Below are 16,649 nucleotides of genomic sequence, written 5' to 3' on the forward strand. Positions count from 1 at the left end.
TAGATAATATGAAAGATATAATAAAGTGTTTAATGGGGTTTATGATCTGGTTATTAGGATTTAATGCCATAGCAAATGCTCAGAATCTAAATCAATTGATAGATTCAGCGATAGAATATAACCCCTATCTCAAAATGTTAAATTCGAATTACCATGCCGCAGTTTTAGAGACAGATTTGATACAACCATTGCCAGATCCCAGTCTTTCAACAGGATTGCCCATATTGCGACCTGAAACGAGGTTAGGTGCCCAAGTAGTCACCATAGGGGCAAAACAGATGATACCTTGGTTCGGCACCTATAAAGCTAAAGAAGATTTGGCCATTGCCAAATCCAAGCCCAAAGCTGAAGCCATGGCGTCCTATCAATTACAACTTGTGTATGAACTGAAAATGGCCTATTATCAAATACTTTTTATTCAACAGGAAGAAAATATTTTGCGCAAGCATCTGCCTATTTTTGACGCCTTGGATCAAGTGGTACTTGCCAAGATATCCAATAGTACTGCCAGTGCAGTAGATGCTATAAAAATTCAATTAAAAGTCAATAGTTTAAGGTTGAAAATAGCCTCTTTAGAAGAGGAAAAAAAGATTCATTTTGCCAAAATCAAAGAATTGACTGGTAAAGATTCTTATCCTAATGATTACATCGCCGATAGTCTGACCCATTCCGCTGTTTTGCCTTATGATTTAAGAAATATTGAATCTGATATCAATCAGCATCATCCCAATATCAAAATATTTAATCAACAAATCGATATATCAAATGCAGAATTGGAAATCAACAGAATAGCAAGTAAGCCAAAGATAGAAGTTGGCTTGGATTACACTCTAATCCAGTCTAGAACTGATGCCGATCCCGCGTTCAATGGAAGAGATATATTAATACCTAAAGTCATGGTTAGTCTTCCATTAAATAAGAAAAAATATCGCACTAAAGAAGAAATTGAAAAGCAAGTTCAAAATGGCTTAGATTTTAATAGACAAGGCTTGGTCAACGCATATATGGCCAAGATTCAAATGTATAAGGTGGCATATGATCAGGCACTATTAAATCTCGAAACTTATGTTCAACAGATCAAATGGCTAGAGCAATCCTATGATATTTTATTGACTGATTACAGTGTTTATGGAAAAAGATTTGATGAACTTATGGAACTGCGTAATGAAATTATAGACTATGAAGTCAAAATCAATGATAGTATTAAAAACACCTATTGGGCGGTATTGGGAATAGAGCAATATGCCGGATATCAATAATTATTCTGTGTTAAGATGAAATATAAAATCAAATAAAATGAAAAATAGAAATATAATTAACAAATCCCTTCTCCTTTTGGGAGGTATCCTTCTTGGTGGGATGATTACTTATTGGATATTGCCTGTGATATCTCAAAAGCAACATGTAGATGGTCATATTCACGGAAATATGGGGGAAGATCTAGATAATGAAACCATTTATACTTGTAGCATGCATCCTCAGATTCGTCAAAGCGAGCCAGGTCAATGTCCTATTTGTGGGATGGATTTGATACCCTTGGAACAGAACTCCTCTGACGGCGCCGAAGGATATGGGCTTAAAATGACTCCTGAATCCGTACAAATGGCCAATATTCAGACGGCAATAATAGGTTCGAGTAAGGGGGAAATAGCAGATTCCATTGAAGTATATGGACAAATCGTCAACGATGAAACGAAGTCTTCTAGAATAGTCAGTCATTTATCGGGTAGAATTGATAAATTATATGTCAATTATATTGGGGATAAAGTAAATAAGGGTCAGAGAATTGCTTCGATTTATTCGCCGACATTGATGAGTATCCATCGAGAAATATTAGAGGCTAAAAAGTTGGAAGATATTAGTCCGGGCTTATTAGAGGCTGCCAAAAATAAATTAAAAGTGATGAATATTTCACAAGCCGTTATAGATCAATTATTAACGACCACAGAGATTCAGTCCTATTATGATTTGATGAGTGAACACAGCGGTATCGTAAGCCAAAAAATAATGGCTGAAGGAGATTATGTTTCCCCTGGATCTGTATTATTGGAAGTGAATGATTTGACAAAAGTATGGGCACATTTTGATGTGTATGAATCCGATCTAGCAAAATTTAAAGTAGGGAGTACTATAGAATTTAAAATTTCGAGTCAGCCCAAGGCAGTTTATAAAGCTAGAATATCCTTTATCGATCCTACCATCAATCCACAAACTCGGATTGTCACTGTTAGAGCCGAAATCAATAATTCGGGATTAAATCTAAAACCCGGTATGTTCTTAAGGGGGAAGGTAAAGCAATATCATAAATCGAGTGGATTGATCGTGCCCACTTCAGCTGTCATGTGGACGGGTAAACGTTCTGTGGTTTATATAAAAGATCAAACCAGTGTCAGTCCTTCATTCGAATACAGAGAAGTAGAATTGGGTAGTAAAACATCAAAAGGCTACGACATCGTAGGTGGTTTGGCTCCAGGTGAAGAAGTAGTGGTCAATGGCAGTTTTGTAATAGATGCTGCTGCACAATTGGCCAATAAGTCTAGTATGATGAATAAAAATATAAGTATAAAGGGCCAGGAAGTAATTCATTCTATACCAGATTATACAGATGAAACTACAGAAGAACATAAAGCAGTATTAAAAAATATGGTTGAGAATTATTTAATAATAAAGGATGGATTAGTGAAAGATGATGTAAATGCAAGTAGATCAGGAGTACAATTACTGATAAAAACAGTGGAAAATATATCTTTGCCCAAGATAAATAATGAGGTTTTACTTCATTGGAATAAATCGATAAATGACATCGAAATAAGCTTACAAAAAATGTCGACATCAGATGATTTATCAGAAATCAGAACGCTGTTTGAAGGTTTATCCAGTTCCCTTATTTACAGTCTAAAGGTGTTTGGTATATCTGAGGGTAAATATTTAATACAACACTGCCCGATGGTCAATAATAATATGGGCGGAGATTGGTTAAGTATAGATACGGCCATAAGAAATCCATATTACGGAAATGATATGCTCACCTGTGGAGAAAACATAGAGGAGATCGATAAAAATTACCGATCGAAACATATAAATAATCAAATTTTAAATCAACAACATATTCACTAATCAAAAAATAAAAAAGATGAAACAGTTAAAATCAATCGCCATTGCAGTACTATTTATGACAACTCCATTGTTGTTTAATGCTTGTGCCGACTCTAGTAAAAAAACAGAATCAACTGAAGAATCAGCCGAACAAGGAAAAGAATTTACCTCTGCATATGTATGTCCTATGCATTGTGAAGGTAGTGGTAGTGAAGAGCCTGGCAAATGTCCGAGCTGTGGAATGGCTTATGTAGAAAAACACGATCACAACGGTCACGCCCACTAAACGAAAAGAAGAGAGAATATCGATTATTGAAATAAAGGTGGATATTTTATACCCATTGTGTTTATATAAATGAATGCGAATATTCAATGATCTTATTTAACTCAGAGAATTCAAAGATCAAAGCGAAGATCGTTCATGTACAATGATCTTCGCTTTTGTGTAGAGGTAAAAGTATTCTTAAAATAGGGCTTGATTTATTGGGACAACCAAAAAAAACCTATCATTGTCATTAAAATAACTAGCATGAAATATTTGACGAATAATATTGGCCGATTGAGGCTTATAGGATTTTTAGAAGGCAGTTCACTACTGATTTTACTTTTTATTGCAATGCCGTTAAAATACGTTTGGGATCGACCATTGATGGTGGAATACGTAGGTATGGCACATGGTCTGTTATTTATTGCTTTTGTAGTATTATGTTTGGTGGTGGCTATGGAGTATAAGTGGTCGTTTTTCAAAAAAACACTTTGGGTTTTGGTTTCCTCATTTATTCCATTTGGTACTTTTTATATTGACCATAAGATCTTGAAGTCAGAGGTTGTAAATAATTGAAATATAGTGCTTTAATTCGTATTTAATATTAAACTTTAATATATATGGTTGTTGTTAATTTTGTAAAAAAGGAGGTTTTATAGTTTTTTATAAAATTTGTTATCCATAATAGTATTGTGATTTTTTAGAATCATATTTAATAAAGGAGATGAAAAATTTAGTTGTCATTACTGGAGCAGGGATGAGTGCTGAGAGTGGGCTTAAAACATTTCGAGGCAGCGATGGTCTTTGGGAAGGATATGATGTTATGTCGGTAGCATCTATTGACGGATTTAGGTCCAATCCTTCTTTGGTTTATGAATTTTACAATGCTCGACGAAGACAGTTAAAAACGGTGAAACCCAATCCATGTCATCGATTTTTATCTGAATTACAACAGGAATACAAGGTCAATATAATTACTCAAAATGTTGATGATTTACACGAACGCGGGGGCAGTAAAGATATTTTACATTTACACGGTGAATTGCTAAAAGTGCGGACACTAAATCATCCCAGTATAATATATGAATGGTCCGATGATTTAAATGCTGAAGATCTGAGTCCAGATGGTCATAGACTTCGTCCACATATAGTATGGTTTGGAGAAGAAGTACCTTTAATTCAAAGGGCTGGAGATATATGTAGTCAAGCTGATATTTGTATGATAATTGGTACCTCTTTACAGGTTTATCCAGCCGCTGGTCTAATCGATTATTTACCTTCTAATACCCCTATTATATACGTGGATCCGATGCCCAGTGCCAATCATTCTCTTTTAAACCAACACTCATTTTTAACCACAATTGAAGATACCGCAGTAAATGCTATTCCTCGTATTCGAAATATATTAAGAAAGCTTAAAACTTAACAAGGTTTCTCTGAATTTTAAGTCGGATTACCAGAATAGAATCCATATTATTTGGTTAATTTGCACCCTCTTATACCAAAGGCATTTGGTATTAATCAATTATAAATTAAAATCGAAATAAAATGTCGGATCAGTTTGATGTGCTTTACAATGTCAGAGTTAGTTTGTTGAAAATTGTCGATGGTTTAACCCTAGATCAAATCAATAAAATCCCCCCGGGATTTAATAACAATATAGCTTGGAATTTTGCACATTTGGTGGTGACTCAGCAGCTGTTGTGTTATAAGTTATCGGGAAATCAATGTCTCGTCGATGAAGATTTAATCAATCAGTATAGGAAAGGGAGTAAACCAAGTACTGATCAGCCAATGACAATGGAATCCTGGGAACAATGGAAGGAATGGTTTTTAGCCCATGTAGAAGTACTGAAAAAGGATTATGATTCGGGCCAATTCAAAGCTTATAATACATATACTACTAGTGCGGGAGTGACATTAGACAGTATTGAAAAAGCCGTCGAATTCAACAATTTTCATGAAGGCATTCACACTGGCTATATACAAGCCTTAAAGAGATGTATATAATTGAATTTATAATCAACGATATTATTGCGATTTATTTGAATGGATAAGGAGTAATTATATTTGAGAGATAAGGCTAAATCTTCGGTTTTGACCTAGTTTAACATTAAATATTCTCACAATATTAACCGTTAATTATAAAATTCAGTTATCATCATAGAGATAACCACCAAAAACATATAAAATGAAAAACATATTTGAAGAATCTGTAACTAAAGAAGTCATTGAGCGTATTAATCAATTGACGAATGACAGTCAACCGATTTGGGGAAAAATGAATGTCGGACAAATGTTGGCTCACTGTAATGTAATGTACGAGATGGTTTATGATAATATCCATCCTAAGGCCAAAGGGTTTAAAAAACTTTTACTAAAATTATTCGTAAAACCAATGGTAGTCGGACCTGCACCATATAAGCGAAATTTAAGAACAGCTCCAGCTTTTTTAATCACTGATGAAAGAGATTTTGAAACCGAAAAAAACAGACTCATCAAATATTTGGAAGATACTCAAGCTTTAGGCGGCAGATATTTTCATATGAAGGAGTCCAACTCCTTCGGTTTTCTTACCGAAAATGAATGGAATGTAATGTTTTATAAACATATCGATCATCATTTACAGCAATTTGGTGTTTGATCGAATTATCGATAGAGAGGTAGTAAAATAAAAGCGGGTTTAAATCATAAGCTCGCTTTTTTTACTTTATGCCCAATGAATGCATAATTGACGGTTATCTTTTAATTTTTTTTCGATAGGGACATGACTAAAAGACAATTTACAGCATCTAGTTGTTCTTAAAATCTATATTACTCAGGCATTAAAAATTTATTGTAGTTATATATAATGATGGAAGTCAGTATTCAATAATAAATTTAACTTTGTATTTTTTTTAGAAAATATGATATATAAAACATGAGTTTAGAACAAGATCTTAAGACGAGAAGTCAAGGAAAATGTGAATTGTGTACGGCTTCTGAAGAATTGTATATTTATTCGGTACCCCCTGCTGAGGATGAAGATATTGATAATACTGTATATGTATGCGGGACTTGTAAGGAGCAAATTGAAGATGAAACTAAGGTGGATGCCAATCATTGGAGGTGTTTGAATGATACCATGTGGAGTACTGTACCGGCGGTTCAGGTATTGGCTTGGAGAATGTTGCAACAACTGAGAGGTGAAGGTTGGCCTTTGGATCTATTGGATATGTTGTATTTGGATGAAGAAACTTTGAATTGGGCTCAAGCTTTGGGAGGAGCTGAAGATGGAGAAGAGATCAAACATGTCGATAGCAATGGTGTGGTATTGGAAGCTGGTGATACCGTGACATTGATCAAAGATTTGGCCGTTAAGGGTTCTAGTTTAGTAGCCAAACGAGGGACTGCAGTACGTAGAATTTCATTGGTACACGACAATGCGGAACATATTGAAGGAAAAGTTGATGGTCAAACCATTGTAATTTTAACAAAGTTTGTCAAGAAATCAAAGTAGCTAGCTGTTACCTTTATTGTATATGGGAAATAATGGATGGAGACTTAGGATGAATCTTCCTTAATTTATTTGCAATAATGTTGCAAAACATTAGAAAATCAAATATATTTGCAACCATATTGCAGTCAGCATCGTTTGTTGTTTAGAAATATAAAATATATACATGCTAAAAAGGAAATCTGATATTATTGGCATATTAATTACTGGTTTATGTGCTGTGCATTGCGCGGCCACACCGGTTTTGTTTACGGTATTGCCCGTTATTGGATCGGCTTCTGTTGATGGTCATGGACACAGTCATGATACTTGGTGGTGGCGAGGATTAGATTTTGTTTTTTTATTGGTAGGATTTTTTGCTATTCGCTATTCTACTCGACATAAGACCAATAGACTTATGATTATCTTGTTTTGGTCTGCTTGGGTTTTATTGGCTATAGGTCTGGTTCTTCAGAGGATGCACCATCCGATCGGTAGCTTTTTGATGTATGGTTCTTCTGCCCTATTAATCCTTACCCATTTATTTAATTATTTGATTGCTTCATCCAAGAATTGGAAACCACAACAGGTGAAAGGGCATTTCGAGTAATTCAAACATAATCCATGGAATAATTGCCTCTTTAATTTGTGATAAATAGTTTATAATTATTTTGTTATGTGTAATGGTTTTAGACTATGCCATGCATGAATTATTCCTCAATTATTTTTCTATAAATTCTACGGATTGACTAATGGTATTTCCCCATTCGTCCACCAGTGTAAGCACTTGTTTTCCTGGACGTCTTATTATTTCCATTTTATGTTCATCCCTTGTTTGTCCTAAATAATCGTGATCTATATACCAATAGATCGTCGTGTTAGGTATTCTATGAACTACTTCAAAAATGGACGGACTCAAAGAACCATCTAGGGTTTTAGGGATAAATATTTTACTGTTGATTTTGGGATAAACCAATTCCATATTACGGTCCATACTATGCATACAATCTTCATGAAATCTGGGAATGGATTTATAATTTGGGTGTTTGGCTTTGTAATAATATTCCTCAATTCTAGGTAGAATAAAGTAATTGACTTTCTCCATTGCTGCTATTGGATAACAATGGCTATTGACTCGATATTGTAAGGTAGAATCAAGAAATATTTGTTGATGAAATGGACATTGATCCAATTGATTGGATGGATAGGATATCTCTGATTTATGGGTATGAGAACAATACGGTCCGGCTCGATATCCACTTTCACTACATACATCAATAGAAATGTACCCAGAATGGGGTTTCGAAAACCAAGTCGTTGCAGGTAACATTGACCAAACATTAAACATAATTGGAGCGGCAACTTGTATGCCTGTTAATCCTGGGCGGCCTTCACCATCTGCATTTCCAGCCCACACTCCTACCACATATTCAGGGGTTAATCCAATGGCCCAAGCATCTCGTTGACCAAAGCTAGTGCCGGTTTTCCAAGCAATTTTTTTAGAGGAATCAAAAATATTCCATGCTCCTTCAGCATCTGGACGCTCTAAGCCGGTCAGGATTTCCATCAATTGGTAAATCGAAAAAGCGGAATAAGATGGCAATTCATATTCCTCTACATTCGGTTGTGCATTTATATAAGTTGGTTTATTGATCTTTTGGCCGTTTAATTTTCTAGCCATCATAGCATAAGCTTGACATAATTCCCATAAACTGGATTCTGCACCACCCAATATCAAGGATAGTCCGTAATGATCTGGGCCCTTATCTATGGAAGTTAGTTCTAACTCCTCTAATTTATTGCAAAAAATAGGGGTTCCATATTCTTGAAGCAATCTCACAGCTGGTATATTCAATGATCTGGTCAATGCATCTTGTGCTGTGACTGCACCGTCAAATTTCCTATTGAAATTCTGTGGAACATATCCAGATATCCTAGTCGGAATATCGGCAACCAAGGTTTCAGGAAGTATTTTACCTCGATCAAGTAGAGCTCCATATAAAAAAGGTTTAAGCGTACTTCCCGTACTTCTCAAAGATTGGATAATATCTACATTTCTTCCACTGTCAGGGTGTTTACAATTGGTATTGCCCACATAACTAATGACGGTATTGTTTTTAATGTCAAGGACCAATACAGCGGCGTTGTGTACATGGTTTTGAGACAATTGCTGGTGGTATCCATCCAGTAATTGGTTGATATTACTTTGTAAAGTTCTGTTTATTGTAGATGTTATTTGTTGACCAGCAGTTCCATTTTTCATGGCATATTGTAGTAAATGTGGGGTGAATTGCGGTAGCGGAAATGGTTTTTGTGGCAGTTCTTCGGCTAAAGCTAATTCGTAGGTTACCCTATCCATTTCACCATTTTGATAGAGCTTATTTAATAGTCGATTCCTTTTCTGCAGCAGGGCAGTTTGGTTCTTACCGGGAAATATCAATGATGGTGCATTGGGCAGGACAGCAAGGCTGGCCGCCTCTGCCCATGAAAGGTACCGTGGTTCACGACCAAAATATCGCCAAGACGCTGCAGATATACCTACGACATTGCCCCCAAATGGTGCATGAGAAGCATATAATTTTAGTATCTCAGTCTTCGTGTACTGAAATTCCAATTTAATAGCTAAGACAATTTCTATTAATTTTTCTACATAAGTTCTCGGCTTATTTTCACGAGATAATCTAACCAGTTGCATAGTGATGGTACTGGCACCACGTTTAATTGAAGATTCTTTTAAATTGGTAACTATTGCTTTTATAAAAGAAATAGGATTGACACCAGGATGGTAAAAAAAATACTCATCTTCAAAATATCGAAGCGCAGTTATATATTGACTTGGTAAACTGTCAATTTCTGGGAACCTCCACTGACCGTCAGAAGCAATTTTTGCGGCTAACAATCTGCCATCAACATCGGTGATCACTGTGGCATGAGGTTGATTAAAAAGAGGACGTTTAATCGATATCCACACAAGGATAACCAGGAATAATACTCCTGCTATCACTAGTCTTTTACTGCTGTATTTCCCCCTATTCAAATTGTATAGAATTTATTCAAAAACCTTATTCCCCAGCTACTACATTTACCCAAGTTCCAGGCACGACTGCTGAAATAGAATGGTCATACATAGCAGAACAAGAAGTTGCAGGCAAATAATAATGTCCCGTGAAACTGGCATTGACCATGATTTCAAATGTCTTGGTTTCATTGTTATTTAGATTGAAATAGGTATATACGCGATTATCTCTGAAATCTATATAGTCATACAATTTTGAGGTCAGGGTATTCACAGACCCATCAAATCTGGTGTTTCGTATTTCCCAACCAGAAGGAAATATTTGAGTGAGGGCCAGATTCTCATATTTCCCCCTTAAACCTGGATTTTTAACCGTCACAGACACCATTATATCTTGACCTTGAATCGTAGATTGTGGATTGATGGGCTGTCCATCGAGTGTATAATAGTCGGTACTTAGAATTAAGTCGTTTTGAATATTTTTCTCCTCTCCTACTACAGGGATACCAGACAATTTTAGATTGGTAAAAATCTTAACAGATCCTGTATTATTTATTTTTATGTGACCGTTGCTGTTGTTGTGAATAGGTAATTCAATAATATTTACAGCTACATCGCTGCTGTATTTTTGAACTTCTCCGTTTATTTCCACACTGTATTCTACAATGGAGTTTTCTTGTTTACCCAGGTATTGACCAATGGCCAGTAAAGCGTAGGCTGTACTCTGTGTGCTATACCAAGTCGAAGACCCCAGTTGAAGAGCAATGCGATCAAAAATATTTTTTGCTTTGACCTCTTCATTTAATAAATGTAAGACCTCCAAAATCATGGCTTCATCTCTGATGGTGCTACCATAAGTCAAATTTTGATTTGGGGTGTTACTTACTGTAGTTGTTAGAGATTGAATCATGGACAAAGCGATCTCTTTCTTGCCAATCAAAGCATATGCTCCAGCCAATCGCCAAGATGCACTAATGGAAAGATTCGGAATAGCTTTCAATCTATTCATGGCACCTAACTGAGCTGAACCCGCTTTGGCCAATACAAATAACCTATAGGCTTGAATCAATTCGCCTTGACTTTTGGCATTCACATATTGGCTCGGTACCCAATTGTTGGCCTCCTGACTTTGATAGTTAATATAGGATTTTAAAAACTGAGGGGGAATAGAATAACCTTTCTCTTGGGCAGATAGCAAGAAATGGCCAGCAAAACTATTGGCCCAACTGGAGATATTGTCATAGTTTCCAGGCCAATAAGATAAGTCCCCATTTTGCCTTTGAAATTGCTGTAATTTTTTAATTCCAGCATTGATATTTCTTTGAATTTCATCTTTTTGTTTCCCCGTCAGGGTCAATAATTGATCTAGATACAATTGAGGGAAAAGACCTGAGGTTACTTGTTCTAAGCAACCATGGGGATACTGGATTAAATACTCTATACGTTTGTCTAATTCGATGGTAGGAATCTTCGATATCTCAATACTGGCCTCATTACTACCTGACATACCAATGGCGGTATAGGATGATTGCCAATTACTTCCCGGTGAAACCACATCCATATTGTTTTCATAAATTCTCGGATTGGATGCCCGAATAGCAATATCAATTTCATCCGTTGCCGAATATTTTCGATCGCTAACCGTTACTTTGACTTTACCGGCTCCAATAGTTTCATTTACCAATAGATCAAAATTAACCAACTGATCACCGGTTTGGCTGAATTCAATGGTCTTACTGGGACTAGTCAAAATTTGTAATGCGTCGTTTACTTCTACAGAAACATTGACTCGTTTGACATTTTTATCCATGGCAAAAACGGTAACTGGCAGTGAAAGTTTCTCTGTCGGGCCCAATTCTCTGGGCAGACTGGCCAAGACCATTAGCGGTTTTTTGACCGCACAAGTTTTTTCAGCAGATCCGTAGCTCCCCTCATTTCCTGCAACTACCATTACGCGAACTGAACCAACGTAATTGGGCATAACAAATGAATGGCTATTGGATTTGCGAGACTTTAGTGTGAAGGGACCCAAAAATTTGACTACCGGTTTAAAACGATTGACCTTAGTGTTGTCGTTATTCCTCAAATATTCATCTCCTCCCAATGCCAAAAGTCCTGCCATCTCTCCGGAATATGCACCTATAACATATTTATACATGTCCCATGTTCGCACCCCTAAAGCTTGTTTTGCAAAAAATACATCCCATGGATTCGGGGTTTTAAACCGGGTTAAATCTAACAATCCCTCGTCAACTACAGCTAATGTATAGGTCATAGGTCTACCATTTTCTTCCTTCACTTTAATAGTGACTTTACTTTCTGGCTGTAATTCATCCTCCATAATAATTTGAGGATTTAAATGAGATTCGGGATTTTCTACTCTAATGGCCTGTATGCCATATAATCTAATGGGAAGGTCATTACTGGTTCTTGCATGTGGCTGAATAAGGGATACATTGAGGTAGGCGTTAGGGGCCATATCTGCCGTGGCTATAATTTTTACTTTGTCAGAATTAGGTCCAGCTTCCACCCAAAATTGATCTAAGATAGACGATCCATTTTCGATACTGATTAATGCCCGACCTTCATTAAAGATAGGGAGTTGAATTTCGATTTCTTCCCCTACTTGGTAAATATCTTTATCTGTCTTAAAGGTCAACATTTCCGAGCCTTCAGAATTATCGCGTTGACCATCTGTCCAATAATTTTGATAAGTAACATAGAATACCGCACTGGTGGTATGACCAGAAACAGGATCGGTAATGCGAATTAGTTTACGTCCATAACTTGGTTTATCAAAGGTCAGTGAATAGAAAACTGTACCGTTTTGCGTATTGATAACATCAGTAGAAATTAGGTTTTCAGAAGTGTTGCTGACGTAGCGGTTGAGGTCATCTTCTTGGCTAGATTCCCACCACCAACGCCATCTGACATCGAAGATCTCCACTTTTAGTCCATTTCGATTTATCTTTTTGCCATTTTCGTCTACGGTTACAATTGGTATTTCAATAGGTTGATCAGAATATAAAGCTCCATTCCATCCCTTGCCCTCTGGAATCTTCACTCCGACATAGGAAGAATAAGGTGAATAATCTACTTCGTAATTATCTATACTAAAGTCACCACTTTTCTCAAATACTCTGGTTTTATAATTGGCTTTTAATTTACCGGGCACTTTGGTTTTGATATCAATGCCATGGTTAAATGACAATTTTCCACTGTTATCTAAGTTTCCTTCAAAAATAATTTTTTGCTGCTGGTCAAAGGATTGTGTGATATCGTCAAATGAATAATCGGTAAAGTTATCGAATTGGGTTTTGCCACTTTGCAGTCTCAATTCCACATCGGTTTTCAATCCTTTGGCAATGGCTCCATGAAGCCAAGTTACGGCAAGGTTTATCTTCTCATTTGAATTTCGTACTATAATATCATTTTTTGTTTCCAATAATATCTTAAGACGATTAGGTTTAACTGTTTCTATTTTAAGGGTTTTCGCAAATGATTGTCCTCCGACCTTGACTTGAATCATCCAATTTCCTGTTGGATCATCGTCAGTAGTTTGGGTTTTAAAGGTGTAGAAACCATTAATTCCTTGATTTTGAACTGATCGTGTATAGAGTTGATGAGAGGGATTGTATAATTCAAAAATAACAGGTTGATTTTCTGGCAACGCTTTGTGTTGATCTTCTAAAACGAAGGTGAGGAAAAGGGAGTCTCCTGGTCTCCATACCCCCCTTTCTCCATAGATATAACCTTTTACCCCGGATTGAGAATCATTTCCTCCCACATCAAACATAGATACAGATAGTGCCGAACCATCGTCAAGACGGAGATAGCCTTTTTGATTGTCCTTACTTGCAACCAAAAGAAACGGTTTACTAGAAAGATTAAAACTAATGTTGCCATTGTTGTCGGTTTGACCTTTGTCCAGTAGAACTGATTGATAATTATAGACTTCAACCTTTACATCGCTCTCTGGTTTAGTGGACAAAATATTATTGACAGAGATATTAAAGGAATTGTTATCCAGTCCTTTGGCTATTATACCGAGATCAGAAGCAAGGATGTTTTGTCTAATCATACGTGAATCCATCATATAGTAAGTCGGATGACATGGATTATCCCGTTCTTGCCATCTATAATTCTCATAATTGAAATTGTTGTAATAATTCCAATATGAATCTTGAGGACCTTCCATATTTGACTTGGTTTCCCTAGAATATTTTTCCATATCAATGGCTTCGTGACAAGGGTACAATGATTGGCTAGGGTCAAAACTCAAATGAATCCTATATAGTGCACCAGGTTCGACTTTCATGATGGATGAAAGATCGATAGAAAATGCATTCCATTTGCCATAATCTATGTTTTTGTCGCTCAACAACTCAATGTCGTCTTCGTAGACAACTCGTCCCACTCTACTGAGTTGGTCTTCTCCATCCAATTCATTAATCTGTAAAAATTGATCGACTTGTTCTTCTAGTATTTTGAATACACTGAGATGAACTGCCTTTAAATTAATGGCTTTAAAAGGATAGACCAATCCTTTGGATGAAGGAAGGATAACTCCTTGATTGACTATGGCCAATGCGGGAAGTTCTGCTGAAAAATGAACTGTTCGCTGTATTTTTTCACCTAATTGTTTATTGGTGTTGGAGGCAACTGAGGGCTCAATGATAATGACATCTTCACCAGAAAGTACGTTGTTGGGGTAAACTAATAGTCGGTTGCCTTCCTTACTCAATCTACATTCAGTTCCAGATTTTAAATACACCAATCCCTTAAAATCGATTCTATCTGAGAGTTTATCAGAAAAATACAATTCAATGTATTGACTGGGTTGTTGATATACATTGGTCTGGACTAATTCGAAACTATTAATACTCGGCACTTTTATTTCTTCTTTTCCAGATTGGTCGGCCCCAATATTATTTCCATCCCAAGTCAACTCAATTAATGATGAGGTATTAGATCGAATCACACTATCGATTACAAATTCATGTCGATTCTTTCCAGCTTCATGATTCCATCGAATAGGTAGATTTCTACCCTTTTGTTCTGCATTTATGATGGTTTCAATTTCACTGTTGATGGCATTATCTGAAGTTGTTAATTCCCCAATGACCCTTTGAGATTTGGGATTCGAAAAATTATAGGCTTCCATTCCTTTTACCTTCACTTGTATGGCTTGAGGCAGTATTTGTATATGCAATGAAAAAGGCTGTACCGATGATTCATCGAGTATTTTATCGAGATCTAAATGAAGGTCATATTTCTCACCAGATGTAAATTCATTTTTTGGAATAAACGTTAGAGTTTGTTCATCTTCCCATAATAAATCACCCTCTATATTGGGTTGAATACGAAAATGAGATTTATCTATTCCTCTGTTTATAAGGTCTTCACCTACTTTGTGTACCAATTTGATTATGACTTTGTCATTTTTACTAATTAAACCAGAGGTAAAACCAGCGATGTAGGATGGGTCAAATGATGTTTTACTTTGACTACTATCCCCTCGATTGGAATTGCATTGTATGTGAAGGAGGGCAATTAGAAAACATATTGCAAAGGGTAATTTTAAGAGGAACTTGCTCATAGGATGTCGTTTAGCATCATTTAATGAAAAGTAAATTAAGCAATTGTTGATATATCACCATTAGTAAGACGATTAAATATAGAAAATATAATCTATATAATTCTCAGTAAAATAAGGGTAAAATATCCGCAATCTTTATAATACAAAATTAGCATTCTATTCTATATCTATTCTGTATTAAAAGGGATTATTTATAAATCGAAAAGAAAACACCTATATCATTTTACAAAATAATAGAACAAAATAATCGCAACACATTTATATTCTATTATACAAATTATATAAAACATTATTATTATTTTTACTAAATAACTTCGAGTAATAACCTTTTAATGTGTAGTCGAAAAGAATTGCTTCTTGTACTAAATGCATTTAATATAACAATCAAGCTTGCTATCCCCAAAGCAGATACAATAAAATAAATGAGGCCCATTTTCAATTTTACTATTTAAAATAAATAGTAAGTTAATGGATCTAAGGAATACTGATTAATTACCAATATATTATCAATGGATGATCTATTTATTAACAAAGAATAACAACTATGAAGTTAAATATTACAAGAAAATCAATAATGAGTTTTTTTAGACCCTATCTAATCTCTATCAATGATAAGAAATATCATCGACTCCTTAGAAATAAAGAATTGAATATTACTATTGATAAACCGGTGAATCAGATGAGCTTTAAGTTGGATTGGGGTGGTAAAATGTATTTTGACCTAAAACCCTACCGAGATCGCAAAAACTTAAAGCTGAGAATTGAAGAGAATCCAATTAACTTAATTGGAGTACTATTAATGATTGCTATATTTATTGCAAATGAGATTACCAATATTGATCTTTTAAATATAATACAACTGATTGTAGTTACAGCCTTATTTTACCTAAATTTTTACAAGGTCAAATATTTGTATCGTATTGTGGTGATTAAATAATGAATAGAGCTACATCGGCAATAGTGTTTTGAGAATTTTTGATGATGACTGAGCGAAGTTGCCTAAAAGGCAACCAAATGCCGTAAATCGGCATTTGGCGAAGGAACCGAGGCCTCTGTGCCGAGGCGTGACTGCCCCGTAAATCGATGGGTTTTAAACCACAGTGCTCCGGCGTGACTTCCCTTGGATATAGTATAAAATTCAACACTAATAGTTAAGCTACAAATGTTAACTTTATAATTATGAAAAAGGAAAGAAGAA

General features: G+C 35.7%; 13 protein-coding genes. 10 read left to right on the top strand and 3 right to left on the bottom strand.

Going from position 1 to position 16,649, the window contains the following annotated elements; all coding sequences use genetic code 11:
• The first annotated feature begins 8 nt into the window (after positions 1-8).
• The 9 genes from LVD51_RS18030 (at position 9) to LVD51_RS18070 (ending at position 7,446) form a co-directional block, all read left to right on the top strand.
• A complete protein-coding gene (locus LVD51_RS18030; protein WP_236972767.1) occupies positions 9-1,259 on the top strand; it encodes a TolC family protein in 1,251 nt (416 codons plus the stop codon).
• A 37-nt stretch (positions 1,260-1,296) separates the two neighbouring features.
• Positions 1,297-3,117 carry an efflux RND transporter periplasmic adaptor subunit gene (locus LVD51_RS18035; RefSeq protein ID WP_236972768.1) on the top strand — a complete coding sequence of 607 codons (1,821 nt, stop codon included), beginning with the start codon at positions 1,297-1,299 and terminating at the stop codon, positions 3,115-3,117.
• 16 nt (positions 3,118-3,133) lie between these two features.
• A complete protein-coding gene (locus LVD51_RS18040; protein ID WP_236972769.1) occupies positions 3,134-3,382 on the top strand; it encodes a heavy metal-binding domain-containing protein in 249 nt (82 codons plus the stop codon).
• 243 nt (positions 3,383-3,625) lie between these two features.
• A complete protein-coding gene (locus tag LVD51_RS18045) occupies positions 3,626-3,937 on the top strand; it encodes a DUF3817 domain-containing protein (RefSeq protein ID WP_236972770.1) in 312 nt (103 codons plus the stop codon).
• Between the two features lie 148 nt (positions 3,938-4,085).
• On the top strand, positions 4,086-4,787 hold the full coding sequence (locus LVD51_RS18050; protein WP_236972771.1) for an SIR2 family NAD-dependent protein deacylase: 702 nt from the start codon (positions 4,086-4,088) through the stop codon (positions 4,785-4,787).
• A 122-nt stretch (positions 4,788-4,909) separates the two neighbouring features.
• Positions 4,910-5,371 (top strand): DinB family protein, encoded by a 462-nt coding sequence (locus tag LVD51_RS18055; RefSeq protein ID WP_236972772.1) that lies wholly within the window; start codon positions 4,910-4,912, stop codon positions 5,369-5,371.
• A 181-nt stretch (positions 5,372-5,552) separates the two neighbouring features.
• Positions 5,553-6,005, top strand: a complete 453-nt coding sequence (locus tag LVD51_RS18060; RefSeq protein WP_236972773.1) for a DUF1569 domain-containing protein — start codon at positions 5,553-5,555, stop codon at positions 6,003-6,005.
• 276 nt (positions 6,006-6,281) lie between these two features.
• Positions 6,282-6,860 (top strand): PhnA domain-containing protein, encoded by a 579-nt coding sequence (locus LVD51_RS18065; protein WP_236972774.1) that lies wholly within the window; start codon positions 6,282-6,284, stop codon positions 6,858-6,860.
• Between the two features lie 163 nt (positions 6,861-7,023).
• The gene (locus tag LVD51_RS18070; RefSeq protein WP_236972775.1) at positions 7,024-7,446 is read left to right on the top strand and encodes a MerC domain-containing protein; all 423 of its coding nucleotides are present in this window, start codon (positions 7,024-7,026) and stop codon (positions 7,444-7,446) included.
• A 111-nt stretch (positions 7,447-7,557) separates the two neighbouring features.
• Here LVD51_RS18070 and pbpC read toward each other — a convergent pair whose 3' ends face one another.
• Positions 7,558-9,873, bottom strand: a complete 2,316-nt coding sequence (gene pbpC / locus LVD51_RS18075; RefSeq protein WP_236972776.1) for a penicillin-binding protein 1C — start codon at positions 9,871-9,873, stop codon at positions 7,558-7,560.
• A 25-nt stretch (positions 9,874-9,898) separates the two neighbouring features.
• Positions 9,899-15,451, bottom strand: coding sequence for an alpha-2-macroglobulin family protein (locus LVD51_RS18080; protein ID WP_236972777.1), 5,553 nt, complete (start codon positions 15,449-15,451; stop codon positions 9,899-9,901).
• 544 nt (positions 15,452-15,995) lie between these two features.
• Between LVD51_RS18080 and LVD51_RS18085 the strand changes: the two genes are divergently transcribed.
• Entirely contained in the window at positions 15,996-16,388 is a 393-nt protein-coding gene (locus LVD51_RS18085; protein ID WP_236972778.1) for a hypothetical protein, read from the top strand.
• A 62-nt stretch (positions 16,389-16,450) separates the two neighbouring features.
• Here LVD51_RS18085 and LVD51_RS18090 read toward each other — a convergent pair.
• Positions 16,451-16,649 (bottom strand): hypothetical protein (locus LVD51_RS18090; protein WP_236972779.1); only part of this gene is annotated, 199 nt, incomplete at its 5' end.

Origin of the sequence: Membranihabitans marinus, assembly GCF_021729155.1 — a bacterium.
Taxonomy (GTDB): Bacteria; Bacteroidota; Bacteroidia; order Chitinophagales; family Saprospiraceae; genus Membranihabitans; species Membranihabitans marinus.

Coding starts and splice junctions, on each gene's coding strand:
- LVD51_RS18030 (WP_236972767.1), top strand. CDS start 9: ATGAAAGATATAATAAAGTGTTTAATGGGGTTTATGATCTGGTTATTA.
- LVD51_RS18035 (WP_236972768.1), top strand. CDS start 1,297: ATGAAAAATAGAAATATAATTAACAAATCCCTTCTCCTTTTGGGAGGT.
- LVD51_RS18040 (WP_236972769.1), top strand. CDS start 3,134: ATGAAACAGTTAAAATCAATCGCCATTGCAGTACTATTTATGACAACT.
- LVD51_RS18045 (WP_236972770.1), top strand. CDS start 3,626: ATGAAATATTTGACGAATAATATTGGCCGATTGAGGCTTATAGGATTT.
- LVD51_RS18050 (WP_236972771.1), top strand. CDS start 4,086: ATGAAAAATTTAGTTGTCATTACTGGAGCAGGGATGAGTGCTGAGAGT.
- LVD51_RS18055 (WP_236972772.1), top strand. CDS start 4,910: ATGTCGGATCAGTTTGATGTGCTTTACAATGTCAGAGTTAGTTTGTTG.
- LVD51_RS18060 (WP_236972773.1), top strand. CDS start 5,553: ATGAAAAACATATTTGAAGAATCTGTAACTAAAGAAGTCATTGAGCGT.
- LVD51_RS18065 (WP_236972774.1), top strand. CDS start 6,282: ATGAGTTTAGAACAAGATCTTAAGACGAGAAGTCAAGGAAAATGTGAA.
- LVD51_RS18070 (WP_236972775.1), top strand. CDS start 7,024: ATGCTAAAAAGGAAATCTGATATTATTGGCATATTAATTACTGGTTTA.
- LVD51_RS18080 (WP_236972777.1), bottom strand. CDS start 15,451: ATGAGCAAGTTCCTCTTAAAATTACCCTTTGCAATATGTTTTCTAATT.
- LVD51_RS18085 (WP_236972778.1), top strand. CDS start 15,996: ATGAAGTTAAATATTACAAGAAAATCAATAATGAGTTTTTTTAGACCC.